Genomic DNA, 17,456 nt, shown 5'->3' with positions numbered 1-17,456 from the left:
GGCGCTTGCATAGGGCAGCTTTGGGCCGCACCGGATGAAAGAGCAAGGCCCGCAGGGGCCGCGACCAACTGACGTGGCGTTCCCATATCCCGGACGCTTTGACAAAAATCGAGTTGAACGCCCCGCCTTCCCTGCGCAGACTGCCATCAGACCTGAATTGAGGAAGATTTCATGCCCGATCCGCAGTATCTGAACACGCCGCAGGGCCGCCGCATCGCCTATCATCTGACCGCAGGTGACGGCCCCTGCGTGGTCTTCCTCGGCGGGCTCAAATCCGACATGGAAGGCACGAAGGCCGTCCATCTCGAAGCGTGGTGCAAGGCGCAGGGCCGCGCCTTCCTGCGGTTCGACTATTCCGGCCACGGCCTCAGCAGCGGCACCTTCGAGGAAGGGTGCATCGGCGACTGGGCCGAGGACACTGCGGCCGCGATCACGGCCCTGACCACGGGCAAGATCGTCCCCGTCGGCTCGTCCATGGGCGGCTGGCAATCGCTGCTGTTCTGCCGCGCCCACCCCGAGCGGGTCGCGGGGCTGGTCACCATTGCCGCCGCCCCGGATTTCACCGAAGATGGCTATTGGGCCAACTTCACCGACGCGCAGAAGGCGACGCTGGAACGCGACGGGCAGATCGCGATGCCCTCGGACTATATGGAGCCCTTCATCATCACCAAACGCATGATCGACGACGGGCGCACCCGGCTGGTGCTGCGCGATCCGCTGCCGCTGCCCTTTGCCGTGCGCTGCCTGCAAGGCACCGCCGACACCGCCGTCAGCACCGCAACCGCCGTGCATCTGCTGAACCACGCCGACAGCCCCGACATGCGGCTGTTGCTGGTCAAGGACGCCGATCACCGCTTTTCCGACGGGCCTTGCCTGACGCTGATCGAACAGGCGGTCATGGATGTCATCGCCGGGGCGGCAGGGTGACGTGGCGCGATGCAGGCGCGTGGTTTCTGGTTGCGCTTGCGACGCTCTTTGCGCTCATCGTCGCCTTCGGCCCGCGCGAACCTGCACCGCTGGACATGTATTTCGACAAGGGCCAGTTCGACGGTGGCGTCGCCGCCCATTTCGCCCGCACCGAGGCACGTTTCGACGACATCACCGAAGGCGTTGAAAAACGTGTCATCTGGGCCGGCGCGTCCGAGCAGAAAACCGAATGGTCGGTGCTCTATGTGCACGGCTTTTCCGCCACCTCCGAAGAAATCCGCCCCGTTCCCGACCGCGTCGCGGACGCCTTGGGCGCAAATCTGGTCTACACGCGCCTGCAAGGGCACGGGCGCGACAGTGCGGCGATGGGCACCGCGTCCGTTGCAGGCTGGATGGCCGATATGGCCGAAGGCTTGGCCGCAGCCCAGGCCGTCGGCGACAAGGTGATCCTGATCGGCACCTCGACCGGTGCCACGCTGATCACCGCCGCCGTCGCCAGCCCTGCGCACATGGACCGTGTCGCGGGCGTGGTTCTGGTGTCGCCGAACTTTGGGGTCAACAACCCCTATGCCGCCGTGCTGACATGGCCGCTGGCGCGGACCTGGGCGCCCTGGATCGCGGGCGATACGATCGGTTTCACACCGCGCAACGCAGCACAGGAAAGATACTGGACCACCCGCTATCCCTCCGTCGCGGCCCTGCCGCTGGGCGCGCTGGTCAAGGCCGTGAACGCGTTGGAGCATGATGATTTCCTGGTGCCCGCCCTGTTCTGGTATTCCGACGCCGATCAGGTGGTCGACCCGCAAGCCACCGACCGTGTGCGCCGACAATGGGGCGCAGGCTGGGGCACGGTCGCCACACGCGCCTTTCCCGATCTGCAACAGGGCGACGACCCCGCCGCCCATGTGGTCGCGGGCGAAATCATGTCGCCCAGCCAGACGGAGCTGATAGTCTCGGGCATATTGGGATGGATAAGAGAGATCGAATGATGGACCAACGGATCAGCCTGATTACCCTCGGCGTGCGCGATATCGCGGCAGAGACCGCGTTTTACACCGCACTGGGTTGGAGAGCGGTGGACAGCCCCGATGGCGTCGTAGCCTTTGATCTGATCGGGCAGACGCTGGCGCTCTATCCGCTGGAGGATCTGGCACGCGACATGGGTCTGCCGCTCGATGCGCTGGGGCACGGGGCGATCACCCTGGCCTATAACGTGCGCGACAAAGACGAAGTGGCCCCCCTGATGGCCCGCGCCAAAGCGGCGGGTGCGCGCATCCTGAAACCCGCGCATGACGTGTTCTGGGGCGGGCACATCGGCTATTTCGCCGACCCCGAGGGACACATCTGGGAAATCGCCCACAACCCTGCCGCACCGCTGGGGCCGGACGGCGCGTTCCAGTGGAACGGCGCTGTCTGATGCGCCAACCCCGCAGCATGCGCGGTCTGGAGGATTTGGGCCGCGTGCGCCTGTCGCGCCATTTTTTCATGCGCGATTTTCTCCATTCCGAAATCGGCAGCCTGCACGGCATCCCAAATGTGCCCACCGACCCCGATCTGGCAATCGCGAATGGCCGGGCGCTGTGCGTCAAACTGCTGGACCCGCTGACCGAAACCTTCGGGCGGCTGGCGATCCGGTCGGGGTACCGGTCGCCCGCGCTCAACCGCTTTGGCAACGAAAACGGGCTGAACTGCGCGCGCAACGACAACCCCATCGAATGCCATATCTGGGACCGGGCAGGGGGCCCTGCGGCCATCGCAGGCACCTCACTGGTGATCCCGTGGTTTGCCGACCGCTACGCGCAGGGGCGCGACTGGCGCGATCTGGCGTGGTGGCTGCACGATCATCTGCCCTATTCCGCGATCTGGTTCTTCCCCAAGCTTTGTGCGTTCAACCTGGACTGGCGTCCCACACCGCTACGTACGATCTCAAGCTACATCGCACCCAAGGGGATGCTGCTGCGCGCGGGCGCCGAGCCAGATGAAGACCTGGCCACGCGCCGTGCTCGCTATGCGGATTTTCCAGCCTTTCGCGGGCTCTCGCTGCCCTGAGGCGGGAGCAGGTTTCCGCTGGCCCATGTCAGCGTTAACACTTGTAGCATGCAGGCGCATGCGACATGTTGCGGCGCAAACGCAGCAACGAAAGCGCGAGACAGGCATGACCGAACCTCTGGTTCTAATTCCCGGAATGATGTGCGACGCAAGGCTGTACGATGCGCAAATGGCCGCCTTTTCCAACGAGATATGCGTGACCATTGCCCCGGTGACCCAAGGCGAGCGGATCGAGGAGATCGCGTCGAACCTGCTGGACCAATTGCCCAAACGCTTTGCGCTGGCGGGTCTGGGCTTCGGTGCGATGGTCGGAATGGAAATCCTGCGCCGCGCCCCCGATCGCGTCAGCCGCATCGCGCTGATCTCGACCAATGCGCAGGCCGACACGCCCCAGACCGCCGCCGCGCGCGAGGCACTGATCGTGGGCGCGCGCGCCGGGCGGCTGGACGAGGTGATGCGCACGCATCTCAAGCCTGAAACCCTGGCACCGGGTGCGCACCGCGCAACGGTGCTGTCGGCGGTGGCGTCGATGGCGCGGACGCTGGGGGCAGAGGTCTTCGTGCGCCAGTCCCGCGCGATGCAACGCCGCCGGGACCAGCAAAGCACGCTGCGCAAATGCAGGGTGCCGACGCTGGTGATGTGCGGCGCGCATGATCTGCTGACCCCGGCGCGACATCACAGCTTCATGGCGGAGCTGATCCATTATGCAAAACTGGTGGTGATCGAAGACGCAGGGCATTTGCCGCCGCTGGAACAGCCCGAACAGACAACCGCAGCGCTGCGGGCGTGGATGAAGCAACCGATGGTGCTGCGCAGCTAGGCCGAACCGGCCCCCCGCGAAGGGAGCCGGGCAGATGTTCGTGGTTCAGGCAGCGTAGCCCAGTTTCGCCACGTGAATTTCGAACGTCGGGTGCATTTCCGCACCGACGACGCCGGGCTTGTGGTGGCGGTAGATCGAGCGCCAGTAGGGCTGGATGACCACGCCTTCGTCCTGCATGATCTTCTCAAGCTTGGCCATGACCTCGCGGCGCTGGTCGGCATCGGCGATGGCCAGCGCATCCGCCAGCAGCCCGTCGAACTCGGCGTTGGAGAACGCGGTTTCATTCCACGCCTCGCCCGAACGGTAGGCCAGTGCCAGAACCTGAACGCCAAGCGGACGCTGTGCCCAGTCGGTCGTCGATAGCGGGTATTTCACCCAGTCGTTCCAGAACGTCGCACCCGGCAGGATCGTGCGTTTCACGTTGATGCCTGCGTCCCGCAGCATCGCAGCCGCCGCGTCCGAGGTGTTCTTGCGCCATGTGTCGTCGATGGAAATCAGCTCGTGCTCGAAATCGCCCATGCCCGCCTCTTCCATCAGCGCCTTGGCAGCTGCGGGATCGTACACGGGCGCGGGCAGTTCGGCATATTCGGGGTGCAGCGGCGACACGTGGTGGTTTTCCGCGACAAGGCCGTTGTTGGAAAAGCCCAGTTCCAGCAGCACCGAATTGTCGATGGCCATCGCCAGCGCCCGGCGCACACGGGCGTCCGCATATGGCTTCATGCCGTTGATTTCAGCCTCCTGGTTGGCACGGATCACGACGGTGTTGGCGGTGACCGCTTCGGATTTCTCCCAGCCGATCGAGTCGAAAATCTGGATGAACTCGCCGATGGATTCGTAGACCATGTCCACTTCGTCCGCGTCCACGGCGGCCACGATGCTGGCCTGATCAGTGCCAAAGTCCAGATATTCGATCCGGTCCAGATAGGCGCCTTCGCCCCACCAGGTGTGATCCTCGTTCTTGATCAGGACAGCCTTGACGCCGACTTCGAAATCGCCGGGCAGGTAAGGGCCGGTGCCAATCGGATTGTCCAAGGGATCGCCGTTGAACGACTGGTGTACAATCGCAGCCGGATAGTCCGAGAAACCCGCGATCAGCGTGATGTCGGGCTGTGCCGGGGACAGGCGCACGGTGGCGTCATCGACGACCGTGATGGCTCCGTCGCGGGCCATGCCGGTTTCATCGTCGACCAGCGACGACATGCGCGAGGCCATCGAATTGCCTTCGACGCCCTTTTCGCACCAGCGCGAGATGTTGAACGCCACGTCCTCGGCGGTGAACACATCGCCGTTGCTCCAGGTCACGCCGGGGCGGATCTTGAGCGTGTACTCGGTGGCGTCGTCGTTGACCTCCCAGCTTTCCAGCAGGGCGGGTTGGAATGTGCCGTCTTCCTGATACTCGACCAGATACTCGAGATAGCCGCGGGTATAGTTGGACATCTGCGGCCAGTCATAGGTGCGCGGATCTTTCAGCGCCTTGACCGTGGATTCGATGCGCAGCATGCCGCCCGACTGGGCGTGGGCTGCGGCGCGCACCGGCTGTGCAAGGCCGAGCAGGCCGTAAGCTGCTGTGGCGCTGACGCCAAGTGCGGTTGCGCGCGACATGAATTCACGTCGCGACAGTGTGCCTGCGGCGACCTCATCAGCGTAGTTGCGCGCGGCGGGGTGAACGGTTTTGGAAAATGTCATGAAATTCTCATCTGTTCTTGTGAGAAGCCAAAAGCGACCGGGCTTCATCTTGCCGGGGCCACTTCGAACACGGTCATCGCGTTCAGATCGTGACCTGCAAGTTAGCACAAAAACGACAAGATCAACAAAAACGACAGGTTCTCAACGAAAAAAAGCGCCCTCCACGGGGGGAGAGGCGCTTTCAGTGTCTCGCGACGGGATGTCTGCGGTTCAGACCGGAACGTCGGTCGAGCCGTTCTTGCGCAGCGGCGCGGGGGCTGCGTCGGGCTTTTGCGAGGTGTTCGCGGCACCCTTGGACGGTGCAGCGCCCTGACTGTTCTTGCTGATGAACTCCAGCACCATGGGGCGGATGTTGTTGCGCCAGCTGCTGCCTGCGAAGATGCCGTAGTGGCCCGCGTGCGGCTCCACGTGGCTGGCCTTTTTCGTGTCGGGCAGACCGGTGCACAGGTCCAGCGCCGCGATGCACTGACCGGGGGCGGTAATGTCGTCCTCACCGCCTTCGACGGTCTTGACGGCGACTGTCGTGATCTTGCCAAAATCGACCTTGCGGCCCGCGACCACGAATTCGTTCTTGGCGATCTCATGGTTCTGAAAGATACGCTCGACCGTCGACAGGTAGAATTCGGCGGTCATGTCCATGACGGCCAGATACTCGTCGTAGAACTCGTTGTGCTTGTCATGGTCCGATGCCTCGCCACGTGCGGCGCGCGCGATCTGGTCGTTGAACGCCTTGGCGTGCTTTTCACCGTTCATCGAGATGAACGAAGACAGCTGCAGCAGGCCAGGATAGACCTGACGACCGACGCCCGGATATTTGAACCCGACGCGTTGGATCATGGATTTTTCCAACTGGCCCATCGTGACGGAATGGCCAAAGTCGGTGACTTCAGTGGCGGCAGCACCGGGATCAATCGGACCACCGATCAGGGTCAGGCTGCGGGGCTGTGCCGCGGGCTCTTCCTCGGCCAGATAGGCGGTGGCGGCCAGTGTCAGTGGCGCAGGCTGGCAAACCGCGATCACATGCGTGTCCGGCCCCAAGTGCTTCATGAAGTTCACAAGGTAGAGTGTGTAATCCTCGATATCGAACTTGCCCGCGCTGACGGGGATATCGCGCGCATTGTGCCAGTCGGTGATGTAGACGTCACAGTCGGGCAGCAGCGAAATCACGGTCTTGCGCAGCAACGTGGCGTAGTGGCCCGACATGGGGGCAACCAGCAGAACGGTCGGTTTTTCCTCGTCGCGGCCCGGCACTTCGAAGTGCAGCAGATCGCCGAAATCATCCTCGACCACCTTCGAGATGGTCACGATGTGGTCCTTGCCGTCCTTGGCCGTGAAGTGGGGAATGTCCCAGTCGGGTTTGACGACCATGCGCTGAAAACTACGCTCTGTAACCTCACCCCAGGCCCGCATCCATCCGAACGCGGGGTTTGGGATCATGGAGAAGGCAGGGTATGATCCCATCGCAAGGGCCGAGGCGCCAAGCCATTGATTCGTCGTTCTGATTGTCTCCATCAGATCGTAGGTGGCCATGTAACGCATCTCGGGTCTCCTGTTTCTGCCGGGTGTGCCCGGCGCAATCGTCGCATGCCTCCCCGAAGTCGGCGACGTTAATCAAGGTTACGATACTATATAATGCTGCAACTGCAAAGTACGAGGTTCGTTCCACTATGACAACAAAAGACACAGGATCTGGTGAACTCTCGGTCGAAACCATCGACAAATTGACGGAAAACCTTGCCAAGGTTGAAGAACTGCGCGAACGGCTGACCCACGTGATGACGCACCGCAGCACACATAACGCTGCGTTAGATGGCCCGAATCAAGAACTGTTCGGCAAGGCCGCGACCGCATATTGGCAGGATGCAGTGCACAATCCGGCCAAGCTGATCGAGCAGCAGATGGGCTATTGGTCGAAAACCATGGCGCATTTCGTCGAGGCGCAAAAGGCGCTGACGCAGCACGGATTGTCCGCGCCCGAAGACACCGGCCCGGCGGATCGCCGCTTTGCCAATCCGATGTGGAACCACCACCCCTATTTCAATTTCGTCAAACAGCAGTACCAGATCAATTCCGCCGCGCTGATGCAGGCCGTGGACAATGTCGAGGACATGGACCCCGCCGAGAAACGGCGTCTGGGCTATTTCACCCGTCAGATCGTCGATCTGATGAGCCCGACCAATTTTCTGGCCACCAACCCCGATGCGCTGGAAAAGGCCGTGGCGACCGAAGGGCAAAGCCTGATCAACGGGCTTGAGAACCTGATCAAGGATCTTGAGAACAACAACGGCGAGTTGGTGGTCAAGCTGGCGGACGAGCAGGCATTCGACATCGGCACCAACATTGCGTCTTCCCCTGGCAAGGTGGTGTTTCGCAACCGCATGATGGAGGTGATCCAATACGCGCCCAGCACCGACGAGGTTCTCGCGACCCCGCTGATCATCTTTCCGCCCTGGATCAACAAGTTCTATATCCTCGACCTCAAGGCGCAGAATTCGCTGGTCAAGTGGATCGTCGATCAGGGCTATACGCTGTTCATCGTGTCCTGGGTCAATCCCGATGCCTCCTACCGTGATGTCGGGTTGGAGGAGTACGTCGAGGAAGGCTATCTGACCGCCGTGGACGAGGTGAAGAAGATCACCGGACAAAAGCAGGTCAACGTGATCGGCTATTGCATCGCGGGCACCACGCTGTCGATGACTCTCTCGATCATGAAGCAGCGCGGCGACACCTCGATCAAATCCGCCACTTTCTTTACCGCGCTGACCGATTTCAGCGATCAGGGCGAGTTTGCGCCCTTCCTGACCGATGATTTCATCGACGGCATCGCCGCCGAGGTCGAGCACAAGGGCGTGCTGCCTTCGGTGATCATGGCGCGGACGTTTTCGTTCCTGCGTTCGAACGATCTGGTCTATGCGCCCGCAATCCGCAGCTACATGATGGGCGAAACGCCCCCCGCCTTCGATCTTTTGTTCTGGAACGGCGACGGCACCAACCTGCCTGCAAAGATGGCGCTGCAATACCTCAAGGGGCTCTGTCAGGGCGACCGTCTGGCGCGTGGCGAGATGGAGTTGCTGGGCCACAAGCTGTCGCTGGGCGATCTGGATCTGCCGATCTGCGCCGTGGCCTGCGAGACCGACCACATCGCCCCGTGGAAGGACAGCTTTCGCGGCGTGCAGCAGATGGGATCCAAGCAAAAGACGTTTCTGATGACCCAATCGGGCCACATCGCGGGCATCGTCAATCCGCCGTCCAAGAAGAAGTATGGGCACTACACCAATACGGACATGTCCGGCGATCACACCACCTGGCTCGAAGGTGCGCAGTTCCACGAAGGGTCGTGGTGGCCGCGCTGGGGCGCCTGGCTGAAAAAGCGGTCGGGCAAGATGATTCCCGCGCGCCAACCGGGTGATGCATCGCACCCCGCCTTGTGCGATGCGCCGGGTACATATGTGGCCAACAAGCCAAAGACCTGATTTCCCGCGACAATTACGCCAGGTCAATTTTCTTTTGCTGCACTGCGGCATTTTACTTGCAATGCTGCGGTGCAGCATCTATATTCCTGTCAGACGCAGAACGCGGGGCTGCCCCGCACAGCAACCCGAAAGGACCGCTACCATGGCCAAGACACAAGACATGACCGCAATGTTCAAAGACATGATGGGCGCATTCCCCGTCGACACCGCTTCGATGGAAGGCGCATTCAAATCCGCCACCACGCTGAACGAAAAACTGTCCGGCGTCGCGCTGGAAGCTGCCGAGAAATCCACCGAAGTGTCCAACAAATGGACCAAGGAAACTCTGGCCAAGCTGGCAGACATGTCGAAAGCGAAAACCGAGCCTGCCGATTACGCCAAGGCGATGACCGACTTCGCGTCGTCCTCTGCCGAAGTCGCAGCCGAGAACATGGCCGCATTCGCCGAGATCGCCAAGAAAGTTCAGATGGAAACCGTCGAACTGATGATGGCCGTCGGCAAGGACATGGGCGAAGAAGCTCAGACCGCGATGAAAAAGGCTTCGACAGACGCGCAAGCGGCTGTGAAAAAAGCCACGGCGAAGTAATTCGCACGATTTGACCGCGTTATTTCCTCCCTGTCATACGCGGGCAGACAAGGGTGGGTTCCGAAAGGAACCTGCCCTTTTTTCATGCCTGCAGCGCAGTTGATAAAGCGTGGAACGGGCAATGCGATGAATTCCTTTCCATTTTCGGTTTGCACCCCTAAGCTGCATTGCAGCACGTAGTCTGGGGAGGATTTTTCTGTGACGACCAAAGACAAGCCATTGCTGATCAAGCGCTACGCAAGCCGCAGGCTCTATAATACAGAGACGTCCGACTATGTGACGCTGGAAGATATTTCCGGCTTCATCCGTGACGGGCGCGAGGTTCAGATCGTCGATCTGAAATCCGGCGACGACCTGACGCGGCAGTACCTGTTGCAGATCATTGCCGAACACGAAAGCCGGGGCGAAAGCGTTCTGCCTGTGGATGTGCTGAACGACTTGGTGCGCAGCTACATGGGCGGCGATGCTTCGGTGGTGCCGCAGTTCCTGCAAGCGTCCTTCGAGATGCTGCGCAGCGGCCAGAGCCGGATGCTGGAGAACATGGGCGCGATGAACCCGATTGCCAAGATGCCGGGGCTGGAGGCGATGCAGGCGCAGCAGGCGGCCTTCGTCAAGGCGATGACGGGCGGTATCGGCGGCATCCCGACGAACTGGTCGACCACACCGCAGATGGACGGGGCGGAAGAGACCGCCGAAGAGACGCCCGCCGAAGACCTGGATGCGATCAAGAAGCAATTGGCCGAGTTGCAGGCGAAGTTGTCGAAGCTGAAGTAGGTTCAGCTTCACCCCCCTGAATTAGAAAAGGAGGCCCCTCTCGGGAGCCGCCTTTTTTATGTCCGGGGACATGGTGACCTCAGGTACCATACGCCAGCGTCTCGCCAAAGCTCGCTTCGGCGGCACTCAGCAGGATGTCCGCCACGGTGTCTTGTTCCGCGCGGGTCAGGTGCACGGGCAGGCGCACGTCGCAAGCGCGCATCAGCATCGCGCGGGTCTGCGGCAGTTCGGGCAGGTCGGGGATGAACTGCCAGTTCCAGAACGCCCGCGCGTTGTCGTTGCTCAGGCCAAAGACCTGAACGGTAACGCCCTCGGCCTTGGCGGCGGCGACGAAATCCAGCACCTGCGCGTCGGTTACGCCCTGCACGTTGAACTGGATGGAATCCGGTGCGCGCGTTTCGGGGGCCAGCGGGGCAGGCACGTCAATCCATGCACTGCGGTTCAACTGTGCCGCCACATGGTCATGGCCGGACAGCCCGTCGGTCACGCGGCGCGCGAGTTCAGGCAGTTGCGGGCGGATCACGGCGGCGCTGAGGTTGCCCATCCGCAGGTTGTAAAGCGGCAGTGTGTTCTGATGTTGGGCGAAAGCTTCCTGCAGAACCGGGTGCTTCGTCCAATTATGCTCATAAGCGCCCGACATGATCACGGCGCGCGCCACCAGATCGGCGTCATCGGTGACCAGAATGCCGCCTTCGCCCGCGTTGATCATCTTGTAGGACTGGAACGAGAAACAGCCGATGCGCCCGATCGTGCCGATCTTGCGGCCATGCCACAGCGTGCCCAGCGAATGCGCCGCGTCTTCGATCACCGGGATGCCTGCGGCGTCGCACAGGCCCATGATCGCGTCCATGTCGGACGTGTGGCCGCGCATGTGGCTGACGATCACGGCGCTGACATTCGGCAGTTTGGCCGCAAAATCGTCCATGTCGATGCGGTAGTTGTCGCCGACCTCGCAGAGCACCGGCAGGCAGTCGGCGTGCAGCACGGCAGAGGGGACAGCGGCAAAGGTAAATCCGGGGATCAGCACGCGCGCATCGCGCGGCAGCGCCAGCGCCTTCAGCGACAGGAACAGTGCTGCAGAACAGGACGACACGGCCAGTGCGTATTTGCTGCCCATCATCTGCGCGAACTCGGCTTCCAGCAGGGTAACGGGCGAAGCAGTGGCTGAGGTATAGCGAAACAGGTCGCCCGATTGCAAAAGCCGGTCAATCTCAGCCTTGGCGGCGTCGGGGATCGGCTCGGCGTGGTGCATGTTTGGCAGGGACATATTTGCGTTTCCTTAACTGCGGTTTTCAAATTCGTAAAACAGTTGAACGAAAAAGGAAACGGTTTTGTGACACAGCCCCAGATTTCGGCGGTGCCGCGCAAATTTGTCTAGATGCAGAAATAGCGGTTCAGACGCCCAGACGGTCGCGCAGCGCGTACCACGACATCGCCAGCGCCAGCAGTGGCGCGCGCATCGCAGGGCCGCCGGGGAAAGGCGTCGAGGGGATCGCGGCCATCGCATCGAACCCGTCGCTTTGCCCTTCGATCGCCAGGGCCATCAACTGCCCTGCATGCGTCGCGGTGCCAAGCCCGTGCCCCGAATAGCCCGAGGCCGACAGCACGTTGGGCGCGATCCGCGCCAGATAGGGCAGGCGTTTCATCGTGATGCCCAGCGTGCCGCCCCAAGCATAGTCGATCTTGACGTTCTTGAGGTGCGGAAAGATTATGGACATCGGCCCGCGCACCTTGGCCGCGATATCGGCAGGGAACTTGTAGCCATAGCTTTCGCCGCCGCCGAACAGCAGGCGGCCATCATGGCTGAGCCGGAAATAGTTGACGACAAAGCGCCCGTCGGCCACCGCCACGTCCTGTCGTAGCACGTCCTTCACGCCATCGCCCAGCGGTTCGGTCGCCGCGACAAAGTTGTTGATCGGCATGACCCGCGTCGCTGTCTTGTGCTCGAGCGCGCCGAGATAGCCGTTGCAGGCCAGCACCACGTGATCCGCCACAACGTGGCCCGCGTCGGTGCGCACCGTGACCTTGGTGCCGTGGTCGATGTGTTCAGCCGGTGTGCCCTCGTAGATCCGCACGCCCGCGTTTTGACAGGCGCGCGCGAGACCCAGCGCCAGGTTCAGCGGATGCAGATGCGCGGCGCCCCGGTCCAGAATGCCGCCGCGATAATCGGGCGAGGGGCAGATGTCGGCAAAGCCCGCCGCGTCATATGCTTCGATTTCGTAGCCATAGACGCGGTCCATGTGCGCAGCATAGTCGTGCAGGTCGGCGACATCGGATTTTGACGATGCGCTCCACGCGACGCCGGGTTTCACGTGGCAGTCGATGTCGTGCTTGGCGATCAAGCCCTTGACCAGGTACTTTGCATCCTCGCCCAGTTCCCACAGCTTGCGCGCGGCGTCCATACCCAGCATCTTTTCCAGCGTTGGCTGTTCGACCCGCTGGCCCGACCCCAATTGCCCGCCATTGCGCCCCGACGCGCCAAAGCCCACGCGCTGCGCGTCGATCAGCACCACGTCGCGCCCCGCCTCGGCCAGATGCAGCGCCGCTGACAGACCGGTATAGCCTGCCCCAACCACGCAGACGTCCGCGCGGGTCTCGCCCTTCAGCGGGGCGAAGGGGGGCAGGGGATTGGCCGTGGCGGCGTACCAGCTGTCGGGATAGGCCCCCAGGGCGTCGTTGGCATAAAGCAGGTTCAAGGTGTGGCTCTTTTTTCAGGCGTTCAGCAGCAGGTGTTCGCGTTCCCACGGGCTGATGACCTGCAGAAATTCGTCGTATTCGGCCCGTTTCACGATGGAATAGACCCGGCCAAAGTCCGGTCCCAGCACCTCTTGCAACTTGTCGGCGGCATCGAAACCTTCCAGCGCCTGCCCCATGTCGCGGGGGATGTCGCCATCGCCCTCATAGGCATCGCCCTTGAATTCGGGCTTTGGCTGCGTCGCTTCGACCAGACCCAGATACCCACAGGCAAGCGAGGCGGCGATGCCCAGATAGGGGTTGCAGTCCATGCCTGCGATGCGGTTCTCGACCCGGCGCGATCCGGGCGAGGACAGCGGCACGCGAATGCCTGTGGTGCGGTTGTCGCGGCCCCATTCCAGGTTGATCGGGGCTGCGTGGTCCTTCACGTAGCGGCGGTAGCTGTTCACATAGGGTGCCATCACTGCCAGCGCGTCGGGCATGTGGTTTTGAAGCCCCGCGATGAAGTGATAGAATTGCGGCGTCTCCGCGCCATCCGCGTCGGAAAAGATGTTCTCGCCGGTTTTGACATCCAGAACCGAATGGTGGATGTGCATGGCCGATCCGGGCTCCTGTGCGATAGGCTTGGCCATGAAGGTGGCGAAACAGTCGTGGCGCAATGCCGCCTCGCGTATCAGACGTTTGAAATAGAACACCTCGTCCGCCAGCTTGATCGGATCGCCGTGGCGCAGGTTGATCTCCAACTGGCCCGCGCCACCCTCCTGGGTGATGCCGTCGATCTCGAAACCCTGGGCCTCGGCAAAGTCATAGATGTCGTCGATCACCGGGCCGAATTCGTCCACCGCTGTCATCGAATAGGCTTGGCGCGCGGCGGCAGGACGGCCCGAGCGGCCCATCATCGGCTCGATTTCCTTGGCGGGGTCGATATTGCGCGCCACCAGGTAGAATTCCATTTCGGGGGCCACCACCGGCTCCCATCCCCTGTCCCGATAGAGCTGCACGACACGGCGCAGCACGTTGCGCGGGCTGAACGGCACCGGAACACCGTCACGGTCATAAGCGTCGTGGATCACCTGCAGCGTCCAGTCGCCCGTCCAGGGGGCTGCGGTGGCGGTGTCCATGTCGGGGCGCAGGATCATGTCACGCTCAATGAACCCGTCGGCCCCTGCCGCTTCGCCCCAATCGCCGGTGATCGTCTGGAAAAAGATGCTGTCGGGCAGGTGGAAATACTCCTGCCGCATGAATTTCGATGCGGGCACCGCCTTGCCGCGCGCGATGCCGGGCAGGTCCGAGACGATGCACTCGACTTCGTCCAGACGCCGCCCCTCAAGATAGGCCTGCGCCGCTTCGGGGAGGTCTTCCAGCCAGTTGTTCTCGGCCATCATGCTCTCTCTTTCTTGAAAAACTCGGCCATGAAAGTGCCGATGTCGCTGCTGTTGTCCGCCTCGTTCAGGTGGCTCGCGGCCTCCTGCAACTGATCGTCGGGCACCACGCCCTTGCCACGAAAGCGGATCAGCCCATCAATCACGCTGCTGCTGAATTCGGGGTGCGGCTGGATGGTCCAGATCGTGTCACCGTAAAGTAGCGCCGCAGTGGCGCAGAAATCGCTTTCGCCGACGATGCGGGCGCCGGGGGGCAGTTCGACCACCTGATCCTGATGCCATGCGTTCAGCGCCATCGTGGCCCCGTGCAGCCTGTATTCGGTGCGGCCCACGGACCATCCGTGATCGTATTTCACCACCTTGCCGCCCAGGGCCTGCGCGATGATCTGGTGACCGAAGCAGACCCCGATCATCGGCACATTGGCCGCGCGGATTTCGCGGATCAGCGTTTCCAGCGGCGGGATGAACGGCAGGTCTTCGTACGAGCCGTGTTTCGATCCGGTAATTAGCCAACCGTCGGCGTCGTGGATGCTGTCGGGGAATTCCATGTCGACCACGCGAAAGGTCACGAACTCCAGATCGTGGCCCCCAAGCAGGCGGTGGAACATCGTGTCATAGTCGCCGTGGTCTTTGAGCACTTCGTCCGGGGCATGGCCGGTTTGCAGAATGCCGATCTTCATGGGTCACCTGATTTGATCAAATTTTTGCGCAGGCCGCGCCGATGCGACTTGCGCCTGGTCTCCAGCTTATACGGTATCGAGATAGACTTCGACCCGTTCCTCGGGGCTCAGCTCGTCCATGTATTTCGCCTCTTGGCGCTTGGTCATGGTAAAGTTGCGGATCAGGCCGGGGGCAAAGATGCGCGCGATCTCTGGGCTGGATTCGAAGGCGTCGATGGCCTTGACCCAGTCGGTCGGAACCTGCGGCAGATCCTGGTCATAGCCGTTGCCGGTGATCGGCGCGGGCGGGTCAATCGCGTCTTCCAGCCCGTTCAGCGCGGCCCCCAGGACGGCGGCGACCGACAGATAGGGGTTCACGTCGCCGCCTGCCTGACGATGCTCGATCCGCCGCGCGGCGGGGGCCCCCGATGGCACCCGGATCGCAGCGGTCCGGTTTTCATAGGCCCAGGCCACGCCTGTGGGCGCGTGGGCACCCGGCACCAGCCGATCAAAGCTGTTGTGGTGCGGCGCAAAGATCAACGTCGAGCCGGGCATCGCGGCAAGACACCCCTGAACCGCATGGCGCAGCGCGTCGGATCCTCGTTCGGTGCCGTCGTCGAAAATGTTCTTGCCGTCCTTGTCCAGCACGGAAAAGTGCATGTGCAGGCCCGATCCGGCGTAGTCTTCGTAGGGTTTGGCCATGAACGACGCGGCGAAACCGTGTCTGCGCGCCAAGCCCTTGACCAGCATCTTGAACAACCACGCGTCATCCGCCGCTTTCAACGCGTCAGGCTGGTGCATCATGTTGATCTCGAATTGTCCCAGACCGGCCTCGGAGATGGCGGTGTCGGCGGGGATGTCCATCGAATCGCAGGCGTCATAGAGCTCGGTAAAGAACTGGTCGAACTGGTCGAGCGCGCGCAGGCTGAGGATTTCGCCCGCGACACGACGCTTGCCGGTGCGGGGCGAGGCGGGCACGCGCAGATCGCGCCCGGAATCGTCGATCAGAAAGAACTCCAGTTCGACCGCGACCACGGGCGTCAGGCCCAGTTCGGTAAACCGGTGCTGCACGGCGGCCAGCGCATGACGCGGATCGCCCTCGAAGGGGCGGCCGTCTTCGTGAAACATCCAGATCGGCATCAGCCCTGTGGGTGTGTCCAGCCATGGCATCCGGACAAAGCCACGCTCTGTCGGTTTCAGAACGCCGTCGCGGTCGCCGCTTTCCATCACCAGTGGGCTGTCGTCGATGTCTTCGCCCCAGATATCAAGGTTCATCACCGACAGCGGAAAGCGGGTGCCGTCTTCGATCACCTTGTCGGCGAAGCGTACGGGCACGCGTTTGCCGCGTGGTTGTCCGTTAAGATCGGATGCCGCGACGCGGATCGCGCGGATGTCGGGGTTGGATGTCAGCCAGTTGTCCATGAGGTCTCTCGAATTATTCAAGACCTCAATATCTCCGCCGAGGGGGCAAAGTCCACGAAATTTGATCAAAAGTTTGCGTGGGCCGTCGAGAGACCTGATTTTGATCAATTTTCCACCGGGGTCAGCGGATCAGGTTCATCCGAAATTTCAGCCGGGGACGGGTGTTCGACGGCAGGTGCCGGTTCAGGCGTCGGTTGACCATGCCGAACAGGCCGACAATCGCCAGCGTCAGCAGGATGAAATAGCCTGCCAGGATCGGATAGGGCACGAAGGGGTTGAACGTCTTGTCGGCGAAATAGCTGGCGTAGTAGAGCGCATCGCCGCGCTGCTGCCACGCGGGAAAGCCGCTGAAGAACACCAGTGTGGTGGCGTGAAACAGAAAGATCGCCTCATTGGTATAGGCGGGCCATGCCAGCCGCAGCATCGTGGGCCAGACGATGCGGCGAAAGCGGGGCCAGCCCGACATGCCATAGGCATCGGCGGCTTCGGTGTCACCCTTGGGGATGGATTGCAGCGCGCCATAGAAGATCTCGGCGGAATAGGCGGCGGTGTTCAGAAACAGCACGATCAGCGCACCCAGCCAAGCGGCGGTGAAGTTGGTGAAGACCGGCGAGACGCTCTTGAGCGACAAGAACAGGAAGTAGGCAAAGAAGAACTGGATGAACAGCGGCGAGCCGCGGAAGATGAAGATGAACCATTCGGCAGGCTTGCGGATGCCCCAGCGCGGTGATGCCTTGGCCACGGCCAAAGCGGTGGCGAAGAAAAACCCCGTCAAAAGGGCGCAGACACCGAAATAGACGTTCCAGATCATGCCCGAGCCGATCAGCGTGACCTGTTCGCACAGCGTGAAGTCAGAGTGTTGGTTTTCATTGAGAACTGACCCGGTATTTTCACCGAGATTTGACCCACCCTTTATTGTTTATCAGCGGTCATGATTTGGTCAATGGCTGCGTCTCCTTTCGTGTTTTCTTTGCAGCTTCTGAG

The 17,456-nt window shown here is 62.0% G+C and carries 16 protein-coding genes; 8 read left to right on the top strand and 8 right to left on the bottom strand.

Annotated elements, in window-relative coordinates; genetic code table 11:
- Positions 1-171 precede the first annotated feature (171 nt).
- The 5 genes from NTA49_RS15645 (at position 172) to NTA49_RS15625 (ending at position 3,796) form a co-directional block, all read left to right on the top strand.
- Positions 172-927, top strand: a complete 756-nt coding sequence (locus NTA49_RS15645; protein WP_258295743.1) for an alpha/beta fold hydrolase — start codon at positions 172-174, stop codon at positions 925-927.
- Positions 924-1,916, top strand: a complete 993-nt coding sequence (locus NTA49_RS15640) for an alpha/beta hydrolase (RefSeq protein WP_258295742.1) — start codon at positions 924-926, stop codon at positions 1,914-1,916. Before NTA49_RS15645 ends, NTA49_RS15640 begins: the two co-directional genes overlap by 4 nt.
- Positions 1,916-2,344: a VOC family protein gene (locus NTA49_RS15635; protein ID WP_261368367.1), complete on the top strand. Its 429-nt coding sequence runs from the start codon at positions 1,916-1,918 to the stop codon at positions 2,342-2,344. The genes NTA49_RS15640 and NTA49_RS15635 overlap by 1 nt, the downstream gene beginning before the upstream one ends.
- A 17-nt stretch (positions 2,345-2,361) precedes the next feature.
- On the top strand, positions 2,362-2,976 hold the full coding sequence (locus tag NTA49_RS15630; protein ID WP_261368366.1) for a hypothetical protein: 615 nt from the start codon (positions 2,362-2,364) through the stop codon (positions 2,974-2,976).
- A 106-nt stretch (positions 2,977-3,082) separates the two neighbouring features.
- Complete coding sequence (locus NTA49_RS15625; protein ID WP_258295739.1) at positions 3,083-3,796, top strand: alpha/beta fold hydrolase; 714 nt, start codon at positions 3,083-3,085, stop codon at positions 3,794-3,796.
- A 45-nt stretch (positions 3,797-3,841) separates the two neighbouring features.
- On the opposite strand, the gene NTA49_RS15620 is transcribed toward NTA49_RS15625, so the two are convergent.
- Both NTA49_RS15620 and phaZ read right to left on the bottom strand, forming a co-directional pair.
- Positions 3,842-5,482: an ABC transporter substrate-binding protein gene (locus tag NTA49_RS15620; RefSeq protein WP_258295738.1), complete on the bottom strand. Its 1,641-nt coding sequence runs from the start codon at positions 5,480-5,482 to the stop codon at positions 3,842-3,844.
- Positions 5,483-5,692: 210 nt separating this feature from the next.
- Positions 5,693-7,021, bottom strand: coding sequence for a polyhydroxyalkanoate depolymerase (gene phaZ, locus NTA49_RS15615; protein ID WP_258295737.1), 1,329 nt, complete (start codon positions 7,019-7,021; stop codon positions 5,693-5,695).
- Positions 7,022-7,149: 128 nt separating this feature from the next.
- Between phaZ and NTA49_RS15610 the strand changes: the two genes are divergently transcribed.
- From NTA49_RS15610 to phaR, 3 genes are all read left to right on the top strand, one after another.
- A complete protein-coding gene (locus NTA49_RS15610; RefSeq protein ID WP_258295736.1) occupies positions 7,150-8,955 on the top strand; it encodes a PHA/PHB synthase family protein in 1,806 nt (601 codons plus the stop codon).
- Positions 8,956-9,097: 142 nt separating this feature from the next.
- The gene (locus NTA49_RS15605) at positions 9,098-9,541 is read left to right on the top strand and encodes a phasin family protein (RefSeq protein ID WP_258295735.1); all 444 of its coding nucleotides are present in this window, start codon (positions 9,098-9,100) and stop codon (positions 9,539-9,541) included.
- A 198-nt stretch (positions 9,542-9,739) separates the two neighbouring features.
- Complete coding sequence (gene phaR, locus NTA49_RS15600) at positions 9,740-10,315, top strand: polyhydroxyalkanoate synthesis repressor PhaR (protein WP_258295734.1); 576 nt, start codon at positions 9,740-9,742, stop codon at positions 10,313-10,315.
- Between the two features lie 79 nt (positions 10,316-10,394).
- Here the strand turns inward: phaR and NTA49_RS15595 are convergent, their stop codons facing one another.
- The 6 genes from NTA49_RS15595 to NTA49_RS15570 form a co-directional block, all read right to left on the bottom strand.
- Positions 10,395-11,582, bottom strand: coding sequence for a DegT/DnrJ/EryC1/StrS family aminotransferase (locus NTA49_RS15595; RefSeq protein WP_258295733.1), 1,188 nt, complete (start codon positions 11,580-11,582; stop codon positions 10,395-10,397).
- Between the two features lie 127 nt (positions 11,583-11,709).
- Positions 11,710-13,011: an NAD(P)/FAD-dependent oxidoreductase gene (locus tag NTA49_RS15590; protein WP_258295732.1), complete on the bottom strand. Its 1,302-nt coding sequence runs from the start codon at positions 13,009-13,011 to the stop codon at positions 11,710-11,712.
- A 15-nt stretch (positions 13,012-13,026) separates the two neighbouring features.
- Positions 13,027-14,394 carry a glutamine synthetase family protein gene (locus NTA49_RS15585; protein ID WP_258295731.1) on the bottom strand — a complete coding sequence of 456 codons (1,368 nt, stop codon included), beginning with the start codon at positions 14,392-14,394 and terminating at the stop codon, positions 13,027-13,029.
- Positions 14,391-15,071, bottom strand: a complete 681-nt coding sequence (locus tag NTA49_RS15580) for a type 1 glutamine amidotransferase (RefSeq protein ID WP_258295730.1) — start codon at positions 15,069-15,071, stop codon at positions 14,391-14,393. Before NTA49_RS15580 ends, NTA49_RS15585 begins: the two co-directional genes overlap by 4 nt.
- A gap of 66 nt (positions 15,072-15,137) precedes the next feature.
- Positions 15,138-16,472 (bottom strand): glutamine synthetase family protein, encoded by a 1,335-nt coding sequence (locus tag NTA49_RS15575; protein WP_258295729.1) that lies wholly within the window; start codon positions 16,470-16,472, stop codon positions 15,138-15,140.
- A 121-nt stretch (positions 16,473-16,593) separates the two neighbouring features.
- Positions 16,594-17,316, bottom strand: a complete 723-nt coding sequence (locus NTA49_RS15570; RefSeq protein WP_261368363.1) for an ABC transporter permease — start codon at positions 17,314-17,316, stop codon at positions 16,594-16,596.
- Positions 17,317-17,456 lie beyond the last annotated feature (140 nt).

Source organism: Pseudosulfitobacter koreensis (assembly GCF_024733015.1).
GTDB classification, from domain to species: domain Bacteria; phylum Pseudomonadota; class Alphaproteobacteria; order Rhodobacterales; family Rhodobacteraceae; genus Pseudosulfitobacter; species Pseudosulfitobacter koreensis.
Note: the sequence above shows the minus strand (reverse complement) of the source record. Positions and strands in the feature narration are given on the sequence as shown.